The sequence below is a fragment of the Sphingomonas sp. TZW2008 genome (assembly GCF_002117915.1).
Classification (GTDB): Bacteria; Pseudomonadota; Alphaproteobacteria; order Sphingomonadales; family Sphingomonadaceae; genus Sphingomonas.
On the sequence record NZ_BDJB01000003.1, the window covers coordinates 108,874 to 128,737 of the forward strand.

Below are 19,864 nucleotides of genomic sequence, written 5' to 3' on the forward strand. Positions count from 1 at the left end.
CGGGAGGGGGATGAGGTAGAAAAATGAACGAACTTACCAATTTCGCGAACCCGGTCGCCAAGCCGGAAACCTTTGACCAGATCCAGATCGGCATCGCGTCCCCGGACCGCATCCGTTCCTGGTCGTTCGGCGAGATCAAGAAGCCCGAGACGATCAACTATCGCACGTTCAAGCCCGAGCGTGACGGCCTGTTCTGCGCGCGCATCTTCGGTCCGATCAAGGACTACGAGTGCCTGTGCGGCAAGTACAAGCGCATGAAGTACAAGGGCATCGTTTGCGAGAAGTGCGGCGTCGAGGTCACCGTCTCGAAGGTTCGCCGCGAGCGTATGGGCCATATCGAGCTTGCCGCGCCCGTCGCGCACATCTGGTTCCTGAAGTCGCTGCCGAGCCGCATCGGCCTGCTGCTCGACATGCAGCTCAAGCAGCTGGAGCGCGTGCTGTACTTCGAGGCGTATATCGTGATCGAGCCGGGTCTCACCCCGCTCGAGAAGTTTCAGCTGCTGACCGAGGATGAACTCCTCGAGGCGCAGGACGAGTACGGTGAAGACGCCTTCTCCGCCGGCATCGGCGCCGAGGCCGTGCGTATCATGCTCGAGAGCCTCGATCTCGAGGGCGAGAAGGTCGCGCTGCTCGAAGAGCTGGCAACGACCAAGTCGGAGCTGAAGCCCAAGAAGATCATTAAGCGGCTCAAGGTCGTCGAGAGCTTCCTCGAATCGGGCAACCGTCCCGAGTGGATGATCCTCGAGGTCGTCCCGGTCATCCCGCCGGAACTCCGCCCGCTGGTGCCGCTCGACGGTGGCCGCTTCGCGACGTCGGATCTCAACGATCTGTATCGCCGCGTGATCAACCGCAACAACCGCTTGAAGCGACTGATGGAGCTGCGCGCGCCGGACATCATCGTCCGCAACGAGAAGCGCATGCTGCAGGAAGCGGTCGACGCATTGTTCGACAACGGCCGTCGCGGCCGCACGATCACCGGCGCCAACAAGCGTCCGCTCAAGTCGCTGTCCGACATGCTCAAGGGCAAGCAGGGCCGCTTCCGTCAGAACCTGCTCGGCAAGCGCGTCGACTATTCGGGCCGTTCGGTCATCGTGACCGGGCCGGAGCTCAAGCTGCACCAGTGCGGCCTGCCCAAGAAGATGGCGCTCGAGCTGTTCAAGCCGTTCATCTATGCCCGCCTCGACGCTAAGGGTCTGTCCATGACCCTCAAGCAGGCGAAGAAGTGGGTCGAGAAGGAGCGCAAGGAAGTCTGGGATATCCTGGACGAGGTGATCCGCGAGCATCCGGTGATGCTCAACCGCGCGCCGACGCTCCACCGTCTCGGCATCCAGGCGTTCGAACCCGTTCTGATCGAGGGTAAGGCGATCCAGCTTCACCCGCTGGTCTGCTCGGCGTTCAACGCCGACTTCGACGGTGACCAGATGGCCGTGCACGTCCCGCTGAGCCTCGAGGCGCAGCTAGAAGCGCGCGTCCTGATGATGTCGACCAACAACATCCTGTCGCCCGCCAACGGCAAGCCGATCATCGTGCCGTCGCAGGACATGGTTCTCGGGCTCTACTATCTCTCGATGGAGAAGCAGAGCGAGCCGGGCGAAGGCATGCTGCTCGCCGACATGGAGGAAGTGCACCAGGCGCTGTTCAACGGCGCGGTGACGCTGCACACCAAGATCGTCAGCCGCGTTCCGCAGACCGACGAGAACGGCAAGCAGTATCTCAAGCGCTACGAGACGACGCCGGGCCGCATGCTGCTGGGCGAAACGCTGCCCAAGTCGCACCGCGTGCCGTTCGAGACGGTCAATCGCCTGCTGACCAAGAAGGACGTTACCGACGTCATCGACGAAGTCTATCGTCACACCGGCCAGAAGGAGACCGTGCTGTTCGCCGACGCGATCATGGCGCTGGGCTTCCGCCACGCATTCCGTGCCGGCATCTCGTTCGGCAAGGACGACATGCTCGTCGCGCCGGACAAGGACAAGCTTGTCGACGAGACGCGCGATCAGGTGAAGGACTTCGAGCAGCAGTATCAGGACGGCCTGATCACGCAGCAGGAGAAGTACAACAAGGTGATCGACGCCTGGAGCCGCTGCGGCGATCAGGTGGCGAACTCGATGATGAACGAGATCAAGGCCGTTCGCCTCGACGAAGAGACCGGCCGTGAGAAGCCGATCAACTCGATCTACATGATGGCCCACTCCGGTGCGCGTGGTTCGCAGGCGCAGATCAAGCAGCTCGCCGGCATGCGCGGCCTGATGGCCAAGCCGTCGGGCGAGATCATCGAGACGCCGATCATCTCGAACTTCAAGGAGGGCCTGACCGTCCTTGAATACTTCAACTCCACCCACGGCGCGCGCAAGGGCCTCGCGGACACGGCGTTGAAGACCGCGAACTCGGGCTATCTCACCCGCCGTCTCGTCGACGTGTCGCAGGATTGCGTCATCGTCGAGGACGATTGCGGTACCGAGCGCGCGCTCGAGATGAAGGCGATCGTGCAGGGCGGCTCGACCATCGCGTCGCTCGGCGAGCGTATCTTGGGCCGCACAACGGCCGAGGACATCGTCGATGCCAAGTCGAACGAGGTGCTGATCCCGATCGGCACGCTGCTCGACGAGCCGATGGTGGCACGGATCGAGGCGACCGGTGTTCAGGCGGTCAAGATCCGCTCGCCGCTGGTCTGCGAGAGCAAGATCGGCGTGTGCGGCAAGTGCTACGGGCGTGATCTCGCGCGCGGTACGCCGGTCAACATCGGCGAGGCGGTCGGCGTCATCGCGGCGCAGTCGATCGGTGAGCCGGGCACGCAGCTGACGATGCGTACCTTCCACATCGGCGGCGCGGCGCAGCTCAACGAGCAGTCGAACCTCGAGGCGCCGGTTGACGGCACCGTCGAGTATCGCGACCTGCGTATCATCGTCGATCAGCGCAGCCGGCGCATCGTGCTCAGCCGCTCGGGCGAGATCGCGATCGTCGACATGGATGGCCGTGAGCTCGCGGTGCACAAGATCCCCTACGGCGCGACCGTGCTGTGCGACGATGGCCACATCGTCAGCGCCGGCGATCGCCTCGCGGAATGGGATCCGTTCACCATGCCGCTCATCACCGAGACGGGCGGTACCGCGAAGTTCCAGGACCTGATCGAGGGCAAGACGCTCACCGAGCAGGTCGACGAGGCGACGGGTATCGCCCAACGCGTCGTGATCGAATATCGCGCCGCGGGCCGATCGAAGGAGGATCTGCGTCCGCGCATCACCCTGCTCGACGAGGGTTCGGGTGAGGCCGCGCGCTACATGCTGGCGCCGGGTGCGGTGCTCTCGGTCGAGGACGGCGCCACCGTCTACGCCGGCGACGTCGTCGCCCGCGTGGCGCGCGAGTCGGCCAAGACGCGCGACATCACCGGCGGTCTGCCGCGCGTCGCCGAGCTGTTCGAGGCGCGCAAGCCGAAGGAAAATGCGATCATCGCCAAGGTCTCGGGCCGCGTGGTGTTCGGCAAGGACTATAAGGCGAAGCGGAAGATCGGCATTCAGCCCGAGGACGGCGGCGAGGTGGTGGAATACCTCATCCCGAAGTCCAAGGTGATCGACGTTCAGGAAGGCGACTACGTCAAGCGTGGCGACAACCTGATCGGCGGCTCGCCCGATCCGCACGACATTCTCGAGGTGCTCGGCATCGAGCCGCTCGCGGAATATCTCGTATCGGAAATCCAGGAAGTCTATCGACTCCAGGGCGTGAAGATCAACGACAAGCACATCGAGACGATCGTTCGTCAGATGCTGCAGAAGGTCGAGATCACCGTCGCGGGTGACACCACGCTGCTTCCAGGCGAGCAGGTCGATCGTGCCGAGATGGACGAGGTCAACGCCAAGCTCGGCAAGAACGAGACGCCGGCGCAGGGCAAGCCGATCCTCCTCGGCATCACCAAGGCGTCGCTGCAGACCCGGTCGTTCATCTCGGCCGCGTCGTTCCAGGAGACCACCCGCGTCCTCACCGAGGCGGCGGTCCAGGGCAAGCAGGACACGCTGATGGGCCTGAAGGAGAACGTCATCGTCGGCCGGCTCATCCCGGCTGGTACGGGCGCGGGCATGAACCGCCTGCGGGTCGCGGCGACGTCACGTGACGTCGCGCTGCGCGCGCAGCAGAAGAAGCTGGCAGATGCGATGATCGTCGCGCCGACCAGCGCGGCCGAGCTGCGCCAGGCGGAGAACGAGCGCAGCGTGCGCGACGACGCCGGCACCGGCGACGATCCGCTCGCATCGGTCGTTCCCTCGGGCGACGGCAGCGATGCCGCCGCGGGCGAGTATCTGAACGACTGATCGCGCCGATCACGACGAACGCGAACGACCCCGCCGGAGCGATCCGGCGGGGTTTTTCGTGTCTACTTTAACTGGCTCAGTTGCCGGCGAACGTCCGCGACAGGCCGTGATACAGTTTCTCGCGACACACAGCCCGACTGGCGCCGTCGGCGAGAAACGCCGCGGCGAACATCGGCAGCATCAGTCCGCGGCTCGCCGTCGTCTCGGCGAGGATGATCACGGCGGTCAGCGGTGCCCGCACGACGCCGGTGAAATAGGCCACCATCCCCAGAATCACGACCGCCCGCGCCGACTCGCCGGGGAAAACCGCGCGCAACAGGTTGCCGACCCCCGCGCCGACCGCGAGGCTCGGCGCGAAGATGCCGCCGGGCAGCCCCGCCACGGCGGTTGCGAGCGTTGCGACGAACTTGGCGGGGCCGAACCACAAGGGCGCGTCCGCCCCGGTGATCATCGCCCGCGCCGCGCCATAGCCGGTTCCCCAGGTGAGCCCTGTCGTGACGCCGAGCACCGCGACGATCGCGCCGCACAGCCCTGCGAACAGCACCGGGCGCGCCTTGCTCCATCGCGTGAGCCGGCCGCCGCCCGTCGCCAGCGCGAGCATCCCCTTCGCGAACAATCCGCCCGACAGCCCGCCGCCGATCCCTGCGACGGGAACGACGATCAGCGCACTGGCCAGCGGCAGATGCGCGCCGATCGCGCCGAAATAGACGTAGTCGCCCGCCAGGCTCTGCGCGACCATGCCGGCGATGACGATCGACGACAGCACCATCAGCGTCATGCGCTGCTCATAGGCCGCTGCCAGCTCCTCGATCGCGAACAGGATCCCCGCAAGCGGCGTATTGAACGCCGCCGCGACGCCAGCCGCGCCGCCAGCGATGACGACACTGCTGCGCAACCGCACGCGCATCACGCGGTGGCTGACGTTCATCACTGCTGCGGCAAGCTGCACCGTCGGCCCCTCGCGTCCGACACTCGCGCCGCACAATACCGCCCCCATCGTCAGCAGCGCCTTGCCTGCCACCGTGCGCACCGCGATCAGCCCACGTGTTGCCGCGATCGGCGCGTCGCGCGCTGCCATCACCTGCGGTATCCCCGATCCTCGCGCCAGCGGCACCCAGCGGCGCGTGATCCAGACCAGCGCCATGAAGCCGAGCGGCGTCGTAACCAGCGGCGCCCAGCGCCACTGACGGGCGAAGCGCGCGAATGCTTCGCCCGCCGCGTCAGACGCTTTGGCGAAAAGCACCGCCACGATGCCGATTGCGATCGCGCCAGTGATAACCGCAACCCGCCGCCGAAACAGGATCGAGGTCGGCCCGCGTGATCGTAGCAGCGCGCGCACGCGTCGTGGGGTCCAGCGGCGCGGCAACCGCGATGGCATCGTTTCGTTTGGCACAGGCCCTTCTAGGCCGATGCGTCTGCCGGCATCACCCCTGTCGTGCGATTGCTATTAGGGCCCGGCCACTCATCGCGCAGCAGCCCCCAGATCACGCTGTCGCGCACGCCGATGTGCGTCTCCCACTCGGCGCGCAGCAATCCTTCGCGCTGGAAGCCGAGGCCGACGAGAAGTGCGATCGATCGCGCATTGTCGGGATCGGTATCCGCGAAGACCCGCCGTGCCCCTTGCGCGAACAGCAGGTCGATCAACGCGCGCACCGCTTCGCGCGCATAGCCTTGCCCTGAGGCGTTCGCCGCGAGCAGATAGCCGATCTCCATCACGCCGCGCCGCCGCTCGCCCGCCGCCAGTGTGCCGATCGCGCGGCTGGTCCGCGCCTCGACGATCACCCACTGCCGCCACTCGTCGCCGGCGTGCGGCGTCACGTAATCGACCGTCTCCGCGACCGAGCCGTGCGGCGCGCTCGACCAGAAGCGCATCACGCGCGGATCGCGATACGCCTCGTACAGCGCGGGCGCGTCCGATGCTGTCGGCGCGCGCATGGTCAGCCGCGCGCTGGCAAAGGTTTCGGCGTTCAATCCGCGCCCAGTCCGGCGAGTGCCTCGACCAGCGTCTGCACCTTGCGCTGGCGCCATTGCGGCAGCGGGGCGACCAGCCAATAGCCGAGCCGCGACGGCCGCGGCTCGCCAACCGTAACGACGTGCCCCGCCGCCAGATCGCGCGCCGCGAGCAGCTCGGGCACTGTCGCGCGTCCCAGGCCCTGAGCCGCAGCGTCGAGCGCGAGCCCTGCGTCGCCGACGCGCACCAGCGCGCCCGCATCGTCGTCGCCGCTGCCCGGCCACGCGATCGAGACGCCCGCGCCGCCGCCGGGCCGCTCCACCGTCACCATCCCTTCGCTCTCGATCGCTTCGCCCTCGTGCACACCGGGGCCCTCGCCCCACGTCACCGCCAAGTCGAGGTTCGCCTCGGTGAAGTCGGGCGCCTGATCCGCCGCCACCAGGACGAAGCGCAGCTCGCCGTCCGCCCGTGCGATCTCGGCGAGGCGCGGCAGCAGCCATTTCTCCGTCAGGTCGCGCGGCGCAGCGATCGTCAGCGACTTGGAGGATTGCCCGGCCTGCATCGCGCGCACCGATTCCTCGAACTGGAGGAAGCCGTGGCGCAGCGGCCCCAGCCCCGCCTCGCCCTCGGGCGTCAGCTCGAGGCCCTTAGTGGTCCGCCGGAACAGCACAACGCCCAGCGTATCCTCCAGCGCGCGGATCTGCTGCCCCACTGCCGCCGGCGTCACCGCCAATTCGTCCGCGGCGCGCGTAAACGACAAGTGCCGCGCCGCGGCGTCGAGCACGCGCAGGCCATTGAGCGGCAGATGCGTGCGCTTCATTCGGCCACCGCCGGCGCCACCAGCGCGAACTTGGGGATCGCGACATCAAACAAGCCGCCGTCCTCGCCGATCATGCGATAGCTGCCCTGCATCGATCCCGCCGGCGTCGCGAGCGGGCACCCCGATACATAATCGTAGCTCGATCCCGGCGCGATCAGCGGCTGCTCGCCCACGACGCCCTCGCCCTCGACTGTGTGGCGCGCGCCGCGGCCATCGGTGATGACCCAGTGTCGCGTCAGCAGCTGCGCCGCCTGTGCACCGTCGTTCTCGATGCGGATGTGATACGCCCAGAACCAGCGCCCGCGCGCTGGCTCGGATTGTTCGGCGAGATAGCTCACCGACACACGCACGGTGATCCCCCGCGTCGTCGCAGACGTGGGGAAGAATGCCTTCACAGCCCGACCGCGGTCAGCGCGCGATCGAGGTCGTCGATCACGTCGGCCGGATCCTCCAGCCCGACGTTGAGCCGCAGCATCCCCTCGGTCACCCCCATCTCCGCGCGCTTCTCGGGCGCCACCGAATGGTGCGTGGTCGAGGCAGGGTGCGTCATCAGCGAGCGCGAATCGCCGATGTTGTTCGAAATATCGACCAGTTCGAGCGCATCGAGCAGCGCGTGCGCCTGTGTCCGACCGCCGTCGAGCTCGAACGCGAAGATCGGCCCCGTCATCTCCATCTGGCTCATCGCCAATTGGTGCTGCGGGTGGCTCGGCAGCCCCGGATGCAGCACCCGCGGCACGCGCCCTTCGAGGAACGCGCCGACCGTCAACGCATTTTCCGCCTGCCGCCGGATGCGCAGGTCGAGCGTCTCGAGTCCCTTCAGCACCACCCAGGCGTTGAACGCCGACAGCGTCGGGCCGGTGTTGCGCGTGAAGGGCAGCAGCGTGTTGTCGATGAAGTCCTGCGTCCCGCACACCGCGCCCGCCAGTACGCGCCCCTGCCCGTCCATCATCTTGGTCGCCGAATAGGCGGTCACGTCGGCACCGAACTCCATCGGCCGCTGCAGGGCAGGCGTCGCAAAGGCGTTGTCGACGACGCTGGTGATGCCGCGCTCGCGCGCGATGCCGCACACCGCGCGCAGATCGACGACGTCCATCGTCGGGTTCGCCGGTGTCTCGAAGAAGAACACCTTGGTCTCGGGCCGCACCGCGTCCTCGAATTGCTGCGGGTCGCGCGCGTCGACCACCGTCGTCGCGATGCCGAACTTGGGCAGCAGCGTGTCGACCAGCCAGCGGCACGAGCCGAACGCCGCGCGGCCCGCGACGACATGGTCGCCCGTCTGCAACTGGCACAGCAGCACCGCCGTCATCGCCGCCATGCCCGTTGCCATCGATCGGCATGCCTCGGCCCCCTCGAGCAGCGCGATGCGATGCTCGAGCATCTCGACCGTCGGATTCTGCAGCCGCGAATAGGTCATGCCCCGCTGCTCGCCAGCGAAGCGCGCCGCGGCGTCACCCGCACAGTCATAGGCATAGCCCGACGTCATGAAGATCGCCTCGGACGTCTCGCCGAATTCGGAGCGTACGGTGCCGCCGCGGATCGCGCGCGTCGCCGGGCGCCAGGTGTCGGTGATCGAGCGGTCTTGTCCGGTACGGCGTTTCATGGCTGCCGCTTTCGGCCAATCGCCCCGGGCTTTCAAGGGCGCCTGTCCTGCGCATCGCGGCTGTGACACAAGCGGGCGGATCATCGGAGGGGAACGCACCTTGTTCATCAAACGGAGCCGGCGTTGCGGGTACACGATGCGCGCTACCGACCTCTGTCCGCGCGCCTAATCGGCCTTCCGATGCTCCATCGTCCTTTACCGCTCGCGCTGCTCGTCTTCCTCGTCGCGGAGGCGCTATTCGTCATCCGCCTCGCGGTGCCGCACCAAATGGTGTTCGACGAAACGCATTACGTGCCCGCCGCGCGCACGCTGCTCGCGCTGTCGGGGCCGGCGAACACCGAACATCCCCTGCTCGGCAAGTGGCTCATCGGGCTCGGCATCCGCCTGGTCGGCGACACGCCGTTCGGCTGGCGCATCGCGTCGACGATCGCCGGCAGCGCCACCGTCGCGGCGACGTTCTTCACCGCGTGGCAGGTGACCGGGCGACGGCGCCCCGCGCTCGTCGCCGCCATGCTGACGCTGCTCGGCTTTACCGTCTACGTCCAGGCGCGGATCGCGATGCTCGACGGGTTCATGCTCGCCTTCCTGATGCTCGCCATCGCCGCCGTCGCGGCGACGCTGCGGCGCGGCGGCTGGTGGCGCTGGACGCTCGCGGCGGCGCTGCTCGGCGCGGCGGTCGCGTGCAAGTGGCTCGCGGCGCCCTACGTCGCCTTCGCCGCCGCCGCCTTCGTGCTGCTCAAGCAGCAGGATCAGCGGCGCTTTCCGGGGCTGCGCGCGGCGCCGGCGCTGACGATCCTCGGCAGCGTCTCGCTCCTCACCTATTTCGCGACCTTCGTACCCGCCTTCTTTTACGCCAGCGAACCGCTGACGATCGCGCGCCTGCTCCCGTTTCAACACGAGATGTTCGCGCGCCAGACCCAGGTGCTGCCCGCGCACACCTATCAGTCGCGCTGGTGGACGTGGCCGCTGCTGATCCGCCCGATCTGGTACCTCTACGAGCCCGCCGACGGCGCCCAGCGCGGCATTCTGTTCATCGGCAACCCGGCGATCATGTGGGGCGGGCTTCTCGCGGTCGCTGCCTGCTGGTGGGCGTGGGTCAAGTTCGGCGCGGCGCGCCCGTTCGCCGCCGCGATGCTATGGACCGGCAGCCTCGCGATATGGGCGCTGATCCCCAAGTCGCTCGGCTTCTATTACTACTACTATCCGTCGAGCGTCTTCATCGTCCTCGCGATCGTCGCCGCGCTCGATCACTGGCGCGATCGGACGCGGCACTGGGACGTGGCGCTGCTCGCCGTATCCGCCGCGCTCGCGCTATACTTCTATCCGATCCTCGCCGCGCTGCCGCTCCCCAACCCCGCCGCCTTCCGCACCTGGACGTGGTTCGCCACCTGGGTGTGATCTCAGTAGCGGCCCCAGGTGAAGCGTGACGACAGTGCGTAATTCCACACCGCTCCCACCAGCACCCCGGCAAGTGCCGAGATCGCCCAGGCGCCATAGTGGAAGTCGTACAGGAACGCCGCGACGCCGACGTTCGCCACCGCGCCGACCGAGCAGACGACGCAGAACGATACCCAGCCGTCGAGCATCTGCCGCCAGCCGCGCAGCCGCCGGTCGCGATACGTCAGCGCGTTGTTGAGGAAGAAGTTGAACGTCATCGCCGCCGCCGTCGCGACGATCTGGCCAAGGAGGAAGGACGCGCCGAGCACGACGTACAGCGCCGTCAGCACCCCCATGTGGATGCCGACGCCAATCACGCCGATCGCGGAGAACATCGCGAAGCGCACCGGGATGATCCGACCGAACCGGCGGTCGTACAGCGCGATCAGATATTCCATCGCCACGACGTGATCGAGCTTCGACTCGCCCGCGCTGCGCGTCCGGAACACATAGGGCAGCTCGACGAAGCGCAGCGGGCGCCCCGCCGACGCCATGATGTCGAGCAGGATCTTGAACCCGATCCCCGCCAGCCGCGGCGCCATTTCGCGCAGCACCGCGGTGCGCACCATGAAGAACCCGCTCATCGGATCGCTCAGCCCGACGTCGAGCACGCGCTGCGACAGACGCGTCGCGAACGCCGATTTGGCCACCCGGTCGCGGTCCCACTCGCCCGTTCCGCCGCCCGCGACGAAGCGCGATCCAACCGCAATATCGAGCGCCGGATCGGCCTTGAGCGCCGCCAGCATCGCAGGCAGCACCGTTTCGTCGTGCTGCAGGTCGCCGTCGATCACCGCGACGAGCGGCGCCGCGGTCGCGCACATCCCCTCGATGCACGCGGTCGCCAGCCCGCGCCGCCCGATTCGCTGGATCACCCGCACGCGGCGATCAAGCCGCGCGATGTCGCGCGCCGCGTCGGCGGTGCCGTCAGGGCTGTCGTCGTCGACGAAAATCGCTTCCCAGTTGACGCCGGCGAGCGCCTGGTCGAGCCGCGCGATCAGTACCGGCACGTTGCCCTTCTCGTTGAACGTCGGGATGACGACCGCGAGATCGAGCAGGTCGCTCATAGCGCCGCGCGCACCGCCTCGCCCATCGCCTGCGTCGACGCGGTACCGCCAAGGTCGGCGGTGCGGTGTCCGGCGGCGAGCGCTGTCGCCACCGCCGCCTCGATCCGATCGGCGGGCTCGGCCAGCCCCAGCGAGTGGCGCAGCAGCATCGCGGCGGAAAGGATCGCGGCGCATGGATTGGCACGACCCTGCCCGGCGATATCGGGCGCGGAGCCGTGGATAGGCTCGTACAATCCCTTACCCGCCGCATCGAGCGACGCGGACGGCAGCAGCCCGATCGATCCGACGCACATCGATGCCTGATCGGACAGGATGTCACCGAACAGATTGCCCGTCACGATGACGTCGAACTGGCCCGGATCGCGCACCAGCTGCATCGCCGCATTGTCGACGTAGAGGTGGGTGAGCGCGACGTCGGCATAATCCGCCGCGGTCTCGATCATTACGTCGCGCCACAGCTGCGACGTTTCGAGCACATTGGCCTTGTCGACCGAGCACAGCTTGCCGCGCCGCCGCCGCGCCGCCTCGAACCCGGCGATCGCGATGCGCCGCACCTCGCCCTCGTCGTAGCTCATCACGTCATAGCCCTCGCGCAGCCCTGCGGGCGTCGTGCGCATCCCTTTCTCGCCGAAATAGACGTCGCCATTCAGCTCGCGCACGATCAGCAGGTCGATCGCGCGCGCCACTTCGGGGCGCAGTGCGGAGGCATCCTCCAGCCCCGCGAACAGCTTCGCCGGGCGCAGGTTGGCAAATAGCGTCAGCTCCTTGCGCAGTCCAAGGATCGCCTGCTCGGGGCGCAGATGGCGGTCAAGCGCGTCGCACGTCGGATCGCCGACCGCGCCGAACAGGATCGCTTCGGCTCGCCGCGCCAGATCAAGCGTCGCGGGCGGCAGCGGGTGGCCGCCCGCGTGATACGCCGCCCCGCCGACCGCCGCCTCCTCGAACGCGAGACCCAGATCGAGCACCTCGAGCACCAAGCGCGCCTCGCGCGTCACTTCGGGGCCGATGCCGTCGCCGGGCAGGATCGCGATCAGGGTCATGGGGAACTCCGTCAGGGGCGCGCGCCTCTTGCCGCCCCCCACAGCCTCACGCAACCGCTCTCTTGAGGCGATCGATCAGCCGCTCGCGCGCCGCCAGCGTCTCGGCACGACGATCGACCAAAACGTCGCGCGCCAGGAACCGTTCGGTGATCGCCAGCGCGGCGAACACGTCGGGCCAATCGGGATCGCCGCCGGCGAGAAGGAACGGCGGCAGCGGCAGCAGCCGGTCCTCGTAGCCCGCCGCCGCCGCGCGGCTCACCGCCCCGCCGCTCTTCGGGCTGACATAGGCGATGTCCTCGCGCGCGCCCGTCACCACACAGCGATCGAGCGCGAGGCCGAAGCCGAGCTCCGCCAGAACCAGCAGCTCGTACCTTGCCAGCGCCCCTGCCCAGTCGCGCGCCGCCGGCGCCGCCTCGACTGCGTCGAGCACCGCGGAGAGTGCGGCGTAGAGCCGCGGGTACGGCTGCGCCTCAGGCAGCGCGGCCGCCGTCAGCGCCGCGACCCACGATATCACCGCCGCGGGCAGCGGCTCGCCGTGCAGCCCCGCGCGGCTGTGCACCAACTCCACCGTCAGCGCGGGCAGCTGGTCGTCGGTCCGCGCACGCCAGTCGCCGAGTATGGCGTTGCCGGGCTGTAAGATCGGCCGCAGTGAGCGCGATCGCCCGCCGCGCACATAGCCCGATCGCACCCCGTCGTCGGGCGTCAGCGCGCGGACGATCGCGCCGTGTTCGCCGTGCGGCCGGATGGCGAGAACGATGGCGGGCGCGGCAAGGTGCATCGCCGCCGGTCTACACGATGGCAGCGCGGCGCGTCAGGCCCGCCGCACGCGCTTGGCGATGCCCTGCAAGGCCGGTGCGGCCGCGGCGCGCTTGGCGACGCGCATTGCCGCGTCAAACCCGCCGACCAGTGACACCGCCGCGAGATTGGCGAGCGTCGGGCGCAGCAGCAGCAGGTCGTGGCACGCCACCCCCGCGCTCGCCATGCCGCGCTTGTGCTGCCCTTCCCCTTCGGTAAAGTCGAACCGCACGAAGCGATCGGCGAACAGATCGCGCAGCGCCGCTTCCATCAGCACGCTGCCCGGCGACAGCGCCGCGAGCGCCGGATCGTGCCCGACGTAATCGTAACGCAGCGTCTCGCCGTCCGCGCCGCACCACAGATACGCCGCCGGTTCGCCCCGTACGTAGAGCAGCCAAGCGCGCACCTGATCCTCGCCCGCTTGCGCGATCATCCGCTGCACCGCGCTCGCGTCGCCCGGTAGCCCGGCGCCCATCAGCCGCTCCTGATAGGTCTTCTCCGCCAGCGCGCGCGCGATCGGGTGGAAGTCGCCGAGTTCGGCCGGGGTGCGATAACGCCGCACGTCGAGCGTGCCGCCGCTCTCCGCCGCCAGCTTGCGCGCTTTGCGTTTCAGCGTCGAGCGCGTCTGTCCCGACAATCCGGCGCGCCACGCCGCCTCCCCCGCCACGAGATCGACATAGTAGCGCGTATAGCGCTGGCGCTCGAACCGCACGCCCCGCCAATCGATCGCTGCGGTCTCGGGCAGCGACGTCACCAGATACCCATCCTCACCCGACGTTAGCGGTGGCAGCGCGGGCGCCGAGCACGCCAGCGCCTCGTCGAGCGACAGCCCGATGCGCCGCAGCCGCCGAGGGATCGAGGCGATCGTTCGCGCGCCGATCTGCAGCCGCAGCGCGCCGGCGCTCACGCCGCGCGTTCCGCGACGAGGTTGGACCACAATTGCGCCGCCTGCCGCTTGCCCCGCCGCCAGGCGCTTGCAGGCAGCGGACGATCGTCGCGATCGAGCGGCAGCGGCGGCCGGTCGGCGAAATGCGCGGTCGGCGCCACGTCGCGCCGTGTCGCAAGCAGCGCGCACAGCGCTTCGAAGCGCGGCACGTGGACACGATTCGCGGCAACGCCGGCGCGCGTCGCCAGCTCGAAACTATGCCCGACGATCGTCGTCGCGACATGCCCGTGCGCGATCCCATGGTCGATTGCCGCGCGCATCTCGTCGGCAGACAGCGCGCAGATCTGGAAGTTGCGCCACGTACCCGGCCGGTCCTCGATCACCGTCACCGGCACCTCAATCACGCCGTTGCGCACGACGGGCGCGATGCGCGACGGCGGCAGCCCGATCGCGCTCGGCCAAGGATGATGCGCGCCATTGTGGCTCGAATCATACGTGATGCCGTTCGCCGCCAGCGCAGCCAGCGTGTCGTCGTTCGCCGAGTAGCTGCCGCTGCGAAACGCGATTGGCGCCGGCGCCCCCGCATTCACCAGCAGCGCCGCCGCCTCGGCCAGCATCTCGCGCTGCGCGTTCGCCGACAGGTCGATCATCTCGAACGAGCCGTGCGCCGCGCGATCGTCGAGCGACGCGCCGACCCAGTTCGGGTGGCAGTGCAATTGCACCTCCTGCCCCGCCGACAGCACCGCGGCGACGATCCGCTCGAACGGCGCGATCCCGTAGACCCGCGCCGGCATCGGATCGACGAAGAAGGTCGCCTTCAGCCCGTACCGTGCAAGGCAATCAAGCTGCCACGCGAGCCCCACCCCGCCCGGCTCGATCGATCGCGCCTCCACCGTCGCCGCGTCCAGCCCAGCGGCATGGTGCCGCCATGCAAGCTCGGTATCGATGGTGAGGAACACGTGCATGCGCCCGTGCCTAGGCCGGCAGGGTGAACAAACGGCAAAGGCGCGTGCGTCCTGTGCGTTAAGTGTCAGCGCGCGTGGTAAAAGTCGTACACCTGCTGCGCCACGCCGGCGCTCACCCCGGGCGCCTTCTGCAGATCGGCAAGGCTCGCGTTACGCACCGCGCGCGCGGTGCCGAAATGCATCAGCAGCGCCTTCTTGCGCGCCGGGCCGATGCCCGGCACTTCGTCGAGCGGGCTCGCGCCGATCGCCTTTGCGCGCTTCTCGCGGTGCGCGCCGATGACGAAACGATGCACCTCGTCGCGCAGCCGCTGGAGGTAGAAGAGCACGGGCGAATTGACCGGCAGCGTCAGCTCGCGCCCATCCATCAGGTGGAACACCTCGCGCCCCTCGCGGCCGTGGTGCGGCCCTTTGGCGACGCCGACGAGGCACACGTCCTCGATCCCCAGATCCTCCAGCACCGCCTTCGCGGCGTTGAGCTGCCCGCGTCCGCCGTCAAGCAGAACCAAATCGGGCCAGGTATCGCCGTCGCGGTCAGGATCCTCCTCAATCGCGCGCGCGAAGCGCCGCCGCAGCACTTCGCGCATCATCGCGAAATCATCGTCGGTCGCCGCCTGCTTGATGTTGAACTTGCGATACTGCCCCTTGCGGAAGCCCTCCGGCCCCGCGACCACCATCGCGCCGACCGCGTTGGTGCCCTGGATGTGGCTGTTGTCGTACACCTCGATCCGCTGCGGCGGCTCGGCGAGCTCGAACAGATCGGCCACCTCGCGGTTGAGCTTCGCCTGCGTCGTCGATTCCGCCAGCCGGCGCTCGAGCGCCTCCTTGGCGTTGCGGCACGCCTGTTCCATCAGCCGCTTGCGCGTGCCGCGCTGCGGCACCTCGATCGCCACCTTGCGTCCGGCGATGCTCCCCAGTGCCTCCGTCAGCACCTCAACATCGGGCAGCGCGCGATCGACCAGCACCGTCCGGGCAGGCGGCACCTCCTCGTAGAATTGCATCAGGAACTGCGTCATCACCTCCGCCTCGCTCACCTCGGCGGTGTGCGTCGGGAAGAAGCCGCGGTGCCCCCAATTCTGCCCGCCGCGGATAAAGAACGCCTGGATGCCAATCACCCCTTCGAGGCAGGCGAGCGCGAAGATATCGGCGTCGCCCACCCCTTCCGCGTTGATGAATTGCGTGCCCTGGATAAACGTCAGCGCGCGCAGCCGGTCGCGCACGACCGCCGCCTGCTCGAAATCCATCGCCTCCGACGCCGCCTGCATCTGCGCGCCGAGCTTCGCCTGCACGTCGGTGGTCTTGCCGGCGAGAAATTTCTTCGCGTCGCCGATCAGCTCCTCATAGCCCGGCTTGTCGATCCGCCCGACGCACGGCGCGGAACAGCGCTTGATCTGGTACAGCAGGCACGGCCGGTCGCGCGTCTTGAAGAAGCCGTCGGTGCAGCTGCGCAGAAGGAACAACTTCTGCAGCGCGTTGAGCGTGTTGTTGACGCTGCCCGCGCTCGCGAACGGGCCGTAGTAATCGCCTTTGGCACGCCGTGCCCCGCGATGCTTCTGGATGCGCGGAAACTCGTGATCGGCGCGCAGCAGGATGAACGGGAAGCTTTTGTCGTCGCGCAGCAGCACGTTGTACGGCGGGCGATAGCGCTTGATCAGTTGCGCTTCGAGCAGCAGCGCTTCGGCTTCGTTGTTGGTCGTCACGATCGTCATCGATCGCGTCTGCGACACCATCCGCTGGAGCCGCTTGGTCAGGTTCTTGATCTGCGTGTAGTTGGAGACGCGATTCTTCAGCGCGCGCGCCTTGCCGACGTACAGCACGTCGCCCTTCGCATCCTGCATGCGGTAGACGCCGGGCTTCAGCGGCAGCGTCTTTACGACATTGCGGATCGCGGCGACGCCCGCCTCCAGATCGGGCGTGTCGCTGCCACGGATCGCGTAGGTGGCTTTCTCTTCGTTGAACCGGTCGGGCGGGCCGTAGGAACCTTGCATCGTGCGCGGAATCTAGGGACTCGCCCTCGTGCAGGCCACCCCTCTCCCACGATCTTGCAGCTTCAACGCCAACTTGAACGCCATGTCGCGGGGAACGCGCATCGCCCGTAACCCGTTGGGGCGGCATGACCAGCAAACGCGACAGCCACGGCCGCTTCAAGGCCGATCGTTCCAACCGCACCCTCGCGATTGGCGCCGCCACTGCAATCGGCGCGGTCGCGACCGGCCTCGCGAGCGCGATCCATTTCGGGTTGTTCGATCGCTTCTTCGCCGCGCGTGACGGCCACGCCGCGCCCGATCTCGAGGGCGATCGCCATCCGGGGCCGGATAGCCGCGCGCCCGATCACTTCCGGCCCGATCCCACCGCCCCGGTCTCGGCCGCCGATCGCGAGGCGCTGCGCCCCGCCACCGGCCCGGCGCCGGGCTTCGCCGCCGATCGCGGCGGCGTGCGCAGCCAGCCCGACTGAACCCGGGCCGGCGGGCGCCGCCGCCACTGCCGCGCTATTCGTAGCGCAACGCCTTGATCGGATTGGCACGCGCGACGCGCCACGCGTGGCCCGCGATCGTCGCCACCGCGATCGCCAGTGCCAGCGCCCCCGCCAGCAGGAACGGCGTCGGCCCAAGCGCCATGCGCGTGTCGAACCCGTTCAGCCAGTCGCGCATCACCCACCAGGCGATCGGCCAGGCGATGATGTTGGCGATCAGCACCGGGCGGCTGAACTGCCACACCAGCAGCCGCACGATATCTTGCGTGCGCGCGCCCAGCACCTTGCGGATGCCGATCTCCTTGGTCCGCCGCTCTGCGGTGAATGCCGCCAGCCCGAACAGCCCGAGGCACGCGATGATTACCGCCAGCCCCGCGAAGCCCGCGAAGATCTTCGCGCGCGCATCCTCGGACTTGTACAGGTCCTCGATGATCGCTTCGCTGAACTCCGCCTCGAACGGCACGTCCGGCGCGGTCTGCTTCCAGACCCGCTCCGCCGCCGCGCGCACCTGCGCTGGATCACCGTTGTAGCGGATCACCATGTTGGTCGTACCCTCGCGCGTGCCCAAGAACATGATCGGATCGAGCGGCTCGCGCACCGACCGGAAGCGCGAATCCTTGACGACGCCAACGACGGTCAGCGTCATTTCGCCATTCTCGGCGCCTAGCCCGGTGCGCAGCGTCTTGCCCACCGCGTCCTGCGCGCTCTTCGCGCCGAGCTTCCGCGCGGCATATTCGTTGATCACGATGTTGGCGCCGCGCGCGACCAGCGCACGTACCTCCTCGGGCTTCTCGGGGAACGACAGCGTCTGGTCGTCCATCGGCCGCGCCGGATCGAACCAGCGGCCCGCCACCAGTTGCAGCCCCATCGCATCCTTGAAGCCCTGGTCGACACGATAGCGGCCGAGCGTGATCGACTGCGGATTGCCCGGCACCAGCACGCCAGAGTTGCTCGAATTCTGCGTCGCAACGCCGATGTCGGTGCGGCCGACCGCGACGACGCCCGGAATGCGCTTCATCTGCTCGACCATCTGCTCGCCGCGGCCGATCAGCTGATACCGGCTCAGCCCGTCGAGCTGCAGCACGTGATCGCGCTTGTACCCCGGATCGACCGAGCGCGCGTAGACCGTCTGGCCGAAGACGATGGCGGTGCAGATGATCAGCCCGATCGAGATCGCGAACTGCGCCACCACCAGCACGCTGCGCAGCCGCCCCGTGCCCGGCGTCTCGGCGGACGACTTGTTCGCCTTGAGCACGCTCGCCGGCTGGAAGCGCGACAGGAAGAATGCAGGGTAGAGCCCGCCGAGCACGCCGACGATCAACATGAGCGCGATCGCCGGCAACAGCATCCCGCCCGCGCCGATGTAGTTGAAGGTGAGACCGGCATCGAGCAACGCGCCGAACGGCCGCACCAGCAGCTCCGCGAGCGCGAGCGCAATGACGACCGCGATCGCGGCAACGAGCAAAGATTCGCCGACGAATTGGCCGATCAGCTGGCGGCGCGTGGCGCCGAGCACTTTGCGCAGCGCCACTTCGCGTGCACGCTGCCCCGCGCGCGCCGTCGCCAGATTGGTGAAGTTCACCACCGCCATGCCCAGGATCAGCGCCGCGATGATCGCGAAGGTCGCGATCGTCGCACGATCGTTGCCCGGCGTCATCGCGCCGCCCTGCGCCTTGCCGAGATGGATGTCGGCGAGCGGCACGAAACGCCAGTCGGTCTCGTCGCCGGCGTTGTAGCGCGTGCCGCCGAAATTCTCGTCGGGGATGTTGCGCTTCTCCCACGCCGGCATCTGCGCGTTGATCGTCGCGACGTCAGTGCCCGGCTTCAGCTTGGCGTAGACCCAGCCCGACTGGCAGCCCCAGCAGGTGAGGAAATCGGGCTCCTGCGCGAAATAGGACGGGAAGTCGCGCCGCACCACGGCATTGAGCTTCATGTGCGAGTTCTTGGGCAGATCGGCGAGCACCGCGTTGATGCGGTAATCGTACGTCTTGCCCTTTTGGATCAGGCTGATCGTGCGGCCGACGACGTCGTCGGTGCCGAACTGCCGCACTGCCTCGGACTGCGTCAGCACCGCGGTGTCGGGCGCGTTGAGTGCGGATTTCGATCCGCGCAGCACCGGGAGATCGAATACGCCGAGCAAATCGCCGTTGACAACGAGATAGTCCTTCGCCGTCGTCACCTGCCCGTCCTTGCTGATCGTCGGGCTACCGCCGAGCACGTAGACGGTCTTCTCGATCTGCGGGAAATCCTTCTTCAGCCGCTCTTCGGTGACGTAGCTCGCCATCTGCATGAAGAACGGATTGCCGTCGCGCGGCTTGGGAAACCACGTCTGGAACTGATAGGTGTTCTCGCCGTCGGGCACCCAGCGGTCGAAACTCGTCTCGTAGCGGATGAACACCAGGATCAGCAGGCACGCCGCCATGCCGATCGCGAGGCCCAGCAGGTTGATCAGCGAGTAAGTGCGGTTCTTGGCCAATGCCCGGAACGCGACGGTGAAATAATTGCGCCACATGGCGTCATCCTCCCCTGATG

The 19,864-nt window shown here is 68.1% G+C and carries 15 protein-coding genes; 3 read left to right on the forward strand and 12 right to left on the reverse strand.

The window, feature by feature from the left end; genetic code table 11:
- Nucleotides 1–23 precede the first annotated feature (23 nt).
- A complete protein-coding gene (gene rpoC, locus B7L05_RS02200; RefSeq protein WP_085808592.1) occupies nt 24–4,304 on the forward strand; it encodes a DNA-directed RNA polymerase subunit beta' in 4,281 nt (1,426 codons plus the stop codon).
- Between the two features lie 76 nt (nt 4,305–4,380).
- On the opposite strand, the gene B7L05_RS02205 is transcribed toward rpoC, so the two are convergent.
- Genes B7L05_RS02205 through B7L05_RS02225 form a run of 5 tightly spaced genes read right to left on the reverse strand, consistent with a single transcriptional unit; the run spans nt 4,381 to nt 8,675 of the window.
- Nucleotides 4,381–5,682 carry a chloride channel protein gene (locus tag B7L05_RS02205; protein ID WP_144037088.1) on the reverse strand — a complete coding sequence of 434 codons (1,302 nt, stop codon included), beginning with the start codon at nt 5,680–5,682 and terminating at the stop codon, nt 4,381–4,383.
- Between the two features lie 23 nt (nt 5,683–5,705).
- Nucleotides 5,706–6,239 (reverse strand): GNAT family N-acetyltransferase, encoded by a 534-nt coding sequence (locus B7L05_RS02210; protein ID WP_256926569.1) that lies wholly within the window; start codon nt 6,237–6,239, stop codon nt 5,706–5,708.
- A gap of 32 nt (nt 6,240–6,271) precedes the next feature.
- Nucleotides 6,272–7,075 carry a LysR family transcriptional regulator gene (locus tag B7L05_RS02215; RefSeq protein WP_085808595.1) on the reverse strand — a complete coding sequence of 268 codons (804 nt, stop codon included), beginning with the start codon at nt 7,073–7,075 and terminating at the stop codon, nt 6,272–6,274.
- Entirely contained in the window at nt 7,072–7,470 is a 399-nt protein-coding gene (apaG, locus tag B7L05_RS02220; protein ID WP_085808596.1) for a Co2+/Mg2+ efflux protein ApaG, read from the reverse strand. Before apaG ends, B7L05_RS02215 begins: the two co-directional genes overlap by 4 nt.
- On the reverse strand, nt 7,467–8,675 hold the full coding sequence (locus B7L05_RS02225) for a PLP-dependent aspartate aminotransferase family protein (protein WP_085808597.1): 1,209 nt from the start codon (nt 8,673–8,675) through the stop codon (nt 7,467–7,469). Before B7L05_RS02225 ends, apaG begins: the two co-directional genes overlap by 4 nt.
- A 180-nt stretch (nt 8,676–8,855) precedes the next feature.
- Here B7L05_RS02225 and B7L05_RS02230 point away from each other — a divergent pair, with 180 nt between their 5' ends.
- Nucleotides 8,856–10,073, forward strand: a complete 1,218-nt coding sequence (locus B7L05_RS02230) for a glycosyltransferase family 39 protein (protein ID WP_085808598.1) — start codon at nt 8,856–8,858, stop codon at nt 10,071–10,073.
- 2 nt (nt 10,074–10,075) lie between these two features.
- On the opposite strand, the gene B7L05_RS02235 is transcribed toward B7L05_RS02230, so the two are convergent.
- The 6 genes from B7L05_RS02235 to uvrC all read right to left on the reverse strand — a co-directional run bounded on the left by B7L05_RS02235 (nt 10,076) and on the right by uvrC (nt 16,847).
- Entirely contained in the window at nt 10,076–11,176 is a 1,101-nt protein-coding gene (locus B7L05_RS02235) for a glycosyltransferase family 2 protein (RefSeq protein WP_085808599.1), read from the reverse strand.
- Nucleotides 11,173–12,216, reverse strand: coding sequence for a 3-isopropylmalate dehydrogenase (leuB, locus tag B7L05_RS02240; protein WP_085809050.1), 1,044 nt, complete (start codon nt 12,214–12,216; stop codon nt 11,173–11,175). Before leuB ends, B7L05_RS02235 begins: the two co-directional genes overlap by 4 nt.
- Before the next feature lie 46 nt (nt 12,217–12,262).
- Nucleotides 12,263–12,994 carry a DNA repair protein RecO gene (recO, locus tag B7L05_RS02245; RefSeq protein ID WP_085808600.1) on the reverse strand — a complete coding sequence of 244 codons (732 nt, stop codon included), beginning with the start codon at nt 12,992–12,994 and terminating at the stop codon, nt 12,263–12,265.
- Nucleotides 12,995–13,027: 33 nt separating this feature from the next.
- The gene (locus B7L05_RS02250; RefSeq protein ID WP_256926570.1) at nt 13,028–13,918 is read right to left on the reverse strand and encodes a GNAT family N-acetyltransferase; all 891 of its coding nucleotides are present in this window, start codon (nt 13,916–13,918) and stop codon (nt 13,028–13,030) included.
- Nucleotides 13,915–14,862: a polysaccharide deacetylase gene (locus B7L05_RS02255; protein ID WP_085808601.1), complete on the reverse strand. Its 948-nt coding sequence runs from the start codon at nt 14,860–14,862 to the stop codon at nt 13,915–13,917. Before B7L05_RS02255 ends, B7L05_RS02250 begins: the two co-directional genes overlap by 4 nt.
- Before the next feature lie 65 nt (nt 14,863–14,927).
- Nucleotides 14,928–16,847, reverse strand: coding sequence for an excinuclease ABC subunit UvrC (gene uvrC / locus B7L05_RS02260; RefSeq protein WP_085808602.1), 1,920 nt, complete (start codon nt 16,845–16,847; stop codon nt 14,928–14,930).
- A 125-nt stretch (nt 16,848–16,972) separates the two neighbouring features.
- On the opposite strand from uvrC, the gene B7L05_RS02265 reads away from it, so the two are divergent.
- Entirely contained in the window at nt 16,973–17,314 is a 342-nt protein-coding gene (locus B7L05_RS02265) for a hypothetical protein (RefSeq protein WP_085808603.1), read from the forward strand.
- 34 nt (nt 17,315–17,348) lie between these two features.
- Here B7L05_RS02265 and B7L05_RS02270 read toward each other — a convergent pair whose 3' ends face one another.
- Nucleotides 17,349–19,844 (reverse strand): ABC transporter permease, encoded by a 2,496-nt coding sequence (locus B7L05_RS02270; protein ID WP_085808604.1) that lies wholly within the window; start codon nt 19,842–19,844, stop codon nt 17,349–17,351.
- Nucleotides 19,845–19,864 lie beyond the last annotated feature (20 nt).

Coding starts and splice junctions, on each gene's coding strand:
- B7L05_RS02225 (WP_085808597.1), bottom strand. CDS start 8,675: ATGAAACGCCGTACCGGACAAGACCGCTCGATCACCGACACCTGGCGC.
- recO (WP_085808600.1), bottom strand. CDS start 12,994: ATGCACCTTGCCGCGCCCGCCATCGTTCTCGCCATCCGGCCGCACGGC.
- B7L05_RS02255 (WP_085808601.1), bottom strand. CDS start 14,862: ATGCACGTGTTCCTCACCATCGATACCGAGCTTGCATGGCGGCACCAT.
- B7L05_RS02230 (WP_085808598.1), top strand. CDS start 8,856: ATGCTCCATCGTCCTTTACCGCTCGCGCTGCTCGTCTTCCTCGTCGCG.
- B7L05_RS02205 (WP_144037088.1), bottom strand. CDS start 5,682: ATGCCATCGCGGTTGCCGCGCCGCTGGACCCCACGACGCGTGCGCGCG.
- uvrC (WP_085808602.1), bottom strand. CDS start 16,847: ATGCAAGGTTCCTACGGCCCGCCCGACCGGTTCAACGAAGAGAAAGCC.
- B7L05_RS02210 (WP_256926569.1), bottom strand. CDS start 6,239: ATGCGCGCGCCGACAGCATCGGACGCGCCCGCGCTGTACGAGGCGTAT.
- leuB (WP_085809050.1), bottom strand. CDS start 12,216: ATGACCCTGATCGCGATCCTGCCCGGCGACGGCATCGGCCCCGAAGTG.
- rpoC (WP_085808592.1), top strand. CDS start 24: ATGAACGAACTTACCAATTTCGCGAACCCGGTCGCCAAGCCGGAAACC.
- B7L05_RS02265 (WP_085808603.1), top strand. CDS start 16,973: ATGACCAGCAAACGCGACAGCCACGGCCGCTTCAAGGCCGATCGTTCC.
- B7L05_RS02235 (WP_085808599.1), bottom strand. CDS start 11,176: ATGAGCGACCTGCTCGATCTCGCGGTCGTCATCCCGACGTTCAACGAG.
- B7L05_RS02270 (WP_085808604.1), bottom strand. CDS start 19,844: ATGTGGCGCAATTATTTCACCGTCGCGTTCCGGGCATTGGCCAAGAAC.
- B7L05_RS02215 (WP_085808595.1), bottom strand. CDS start 7,075: ATGAAGCGCACGCATCTGCCGCTCAATGGCCTGCGCGTGCTCGACGCC.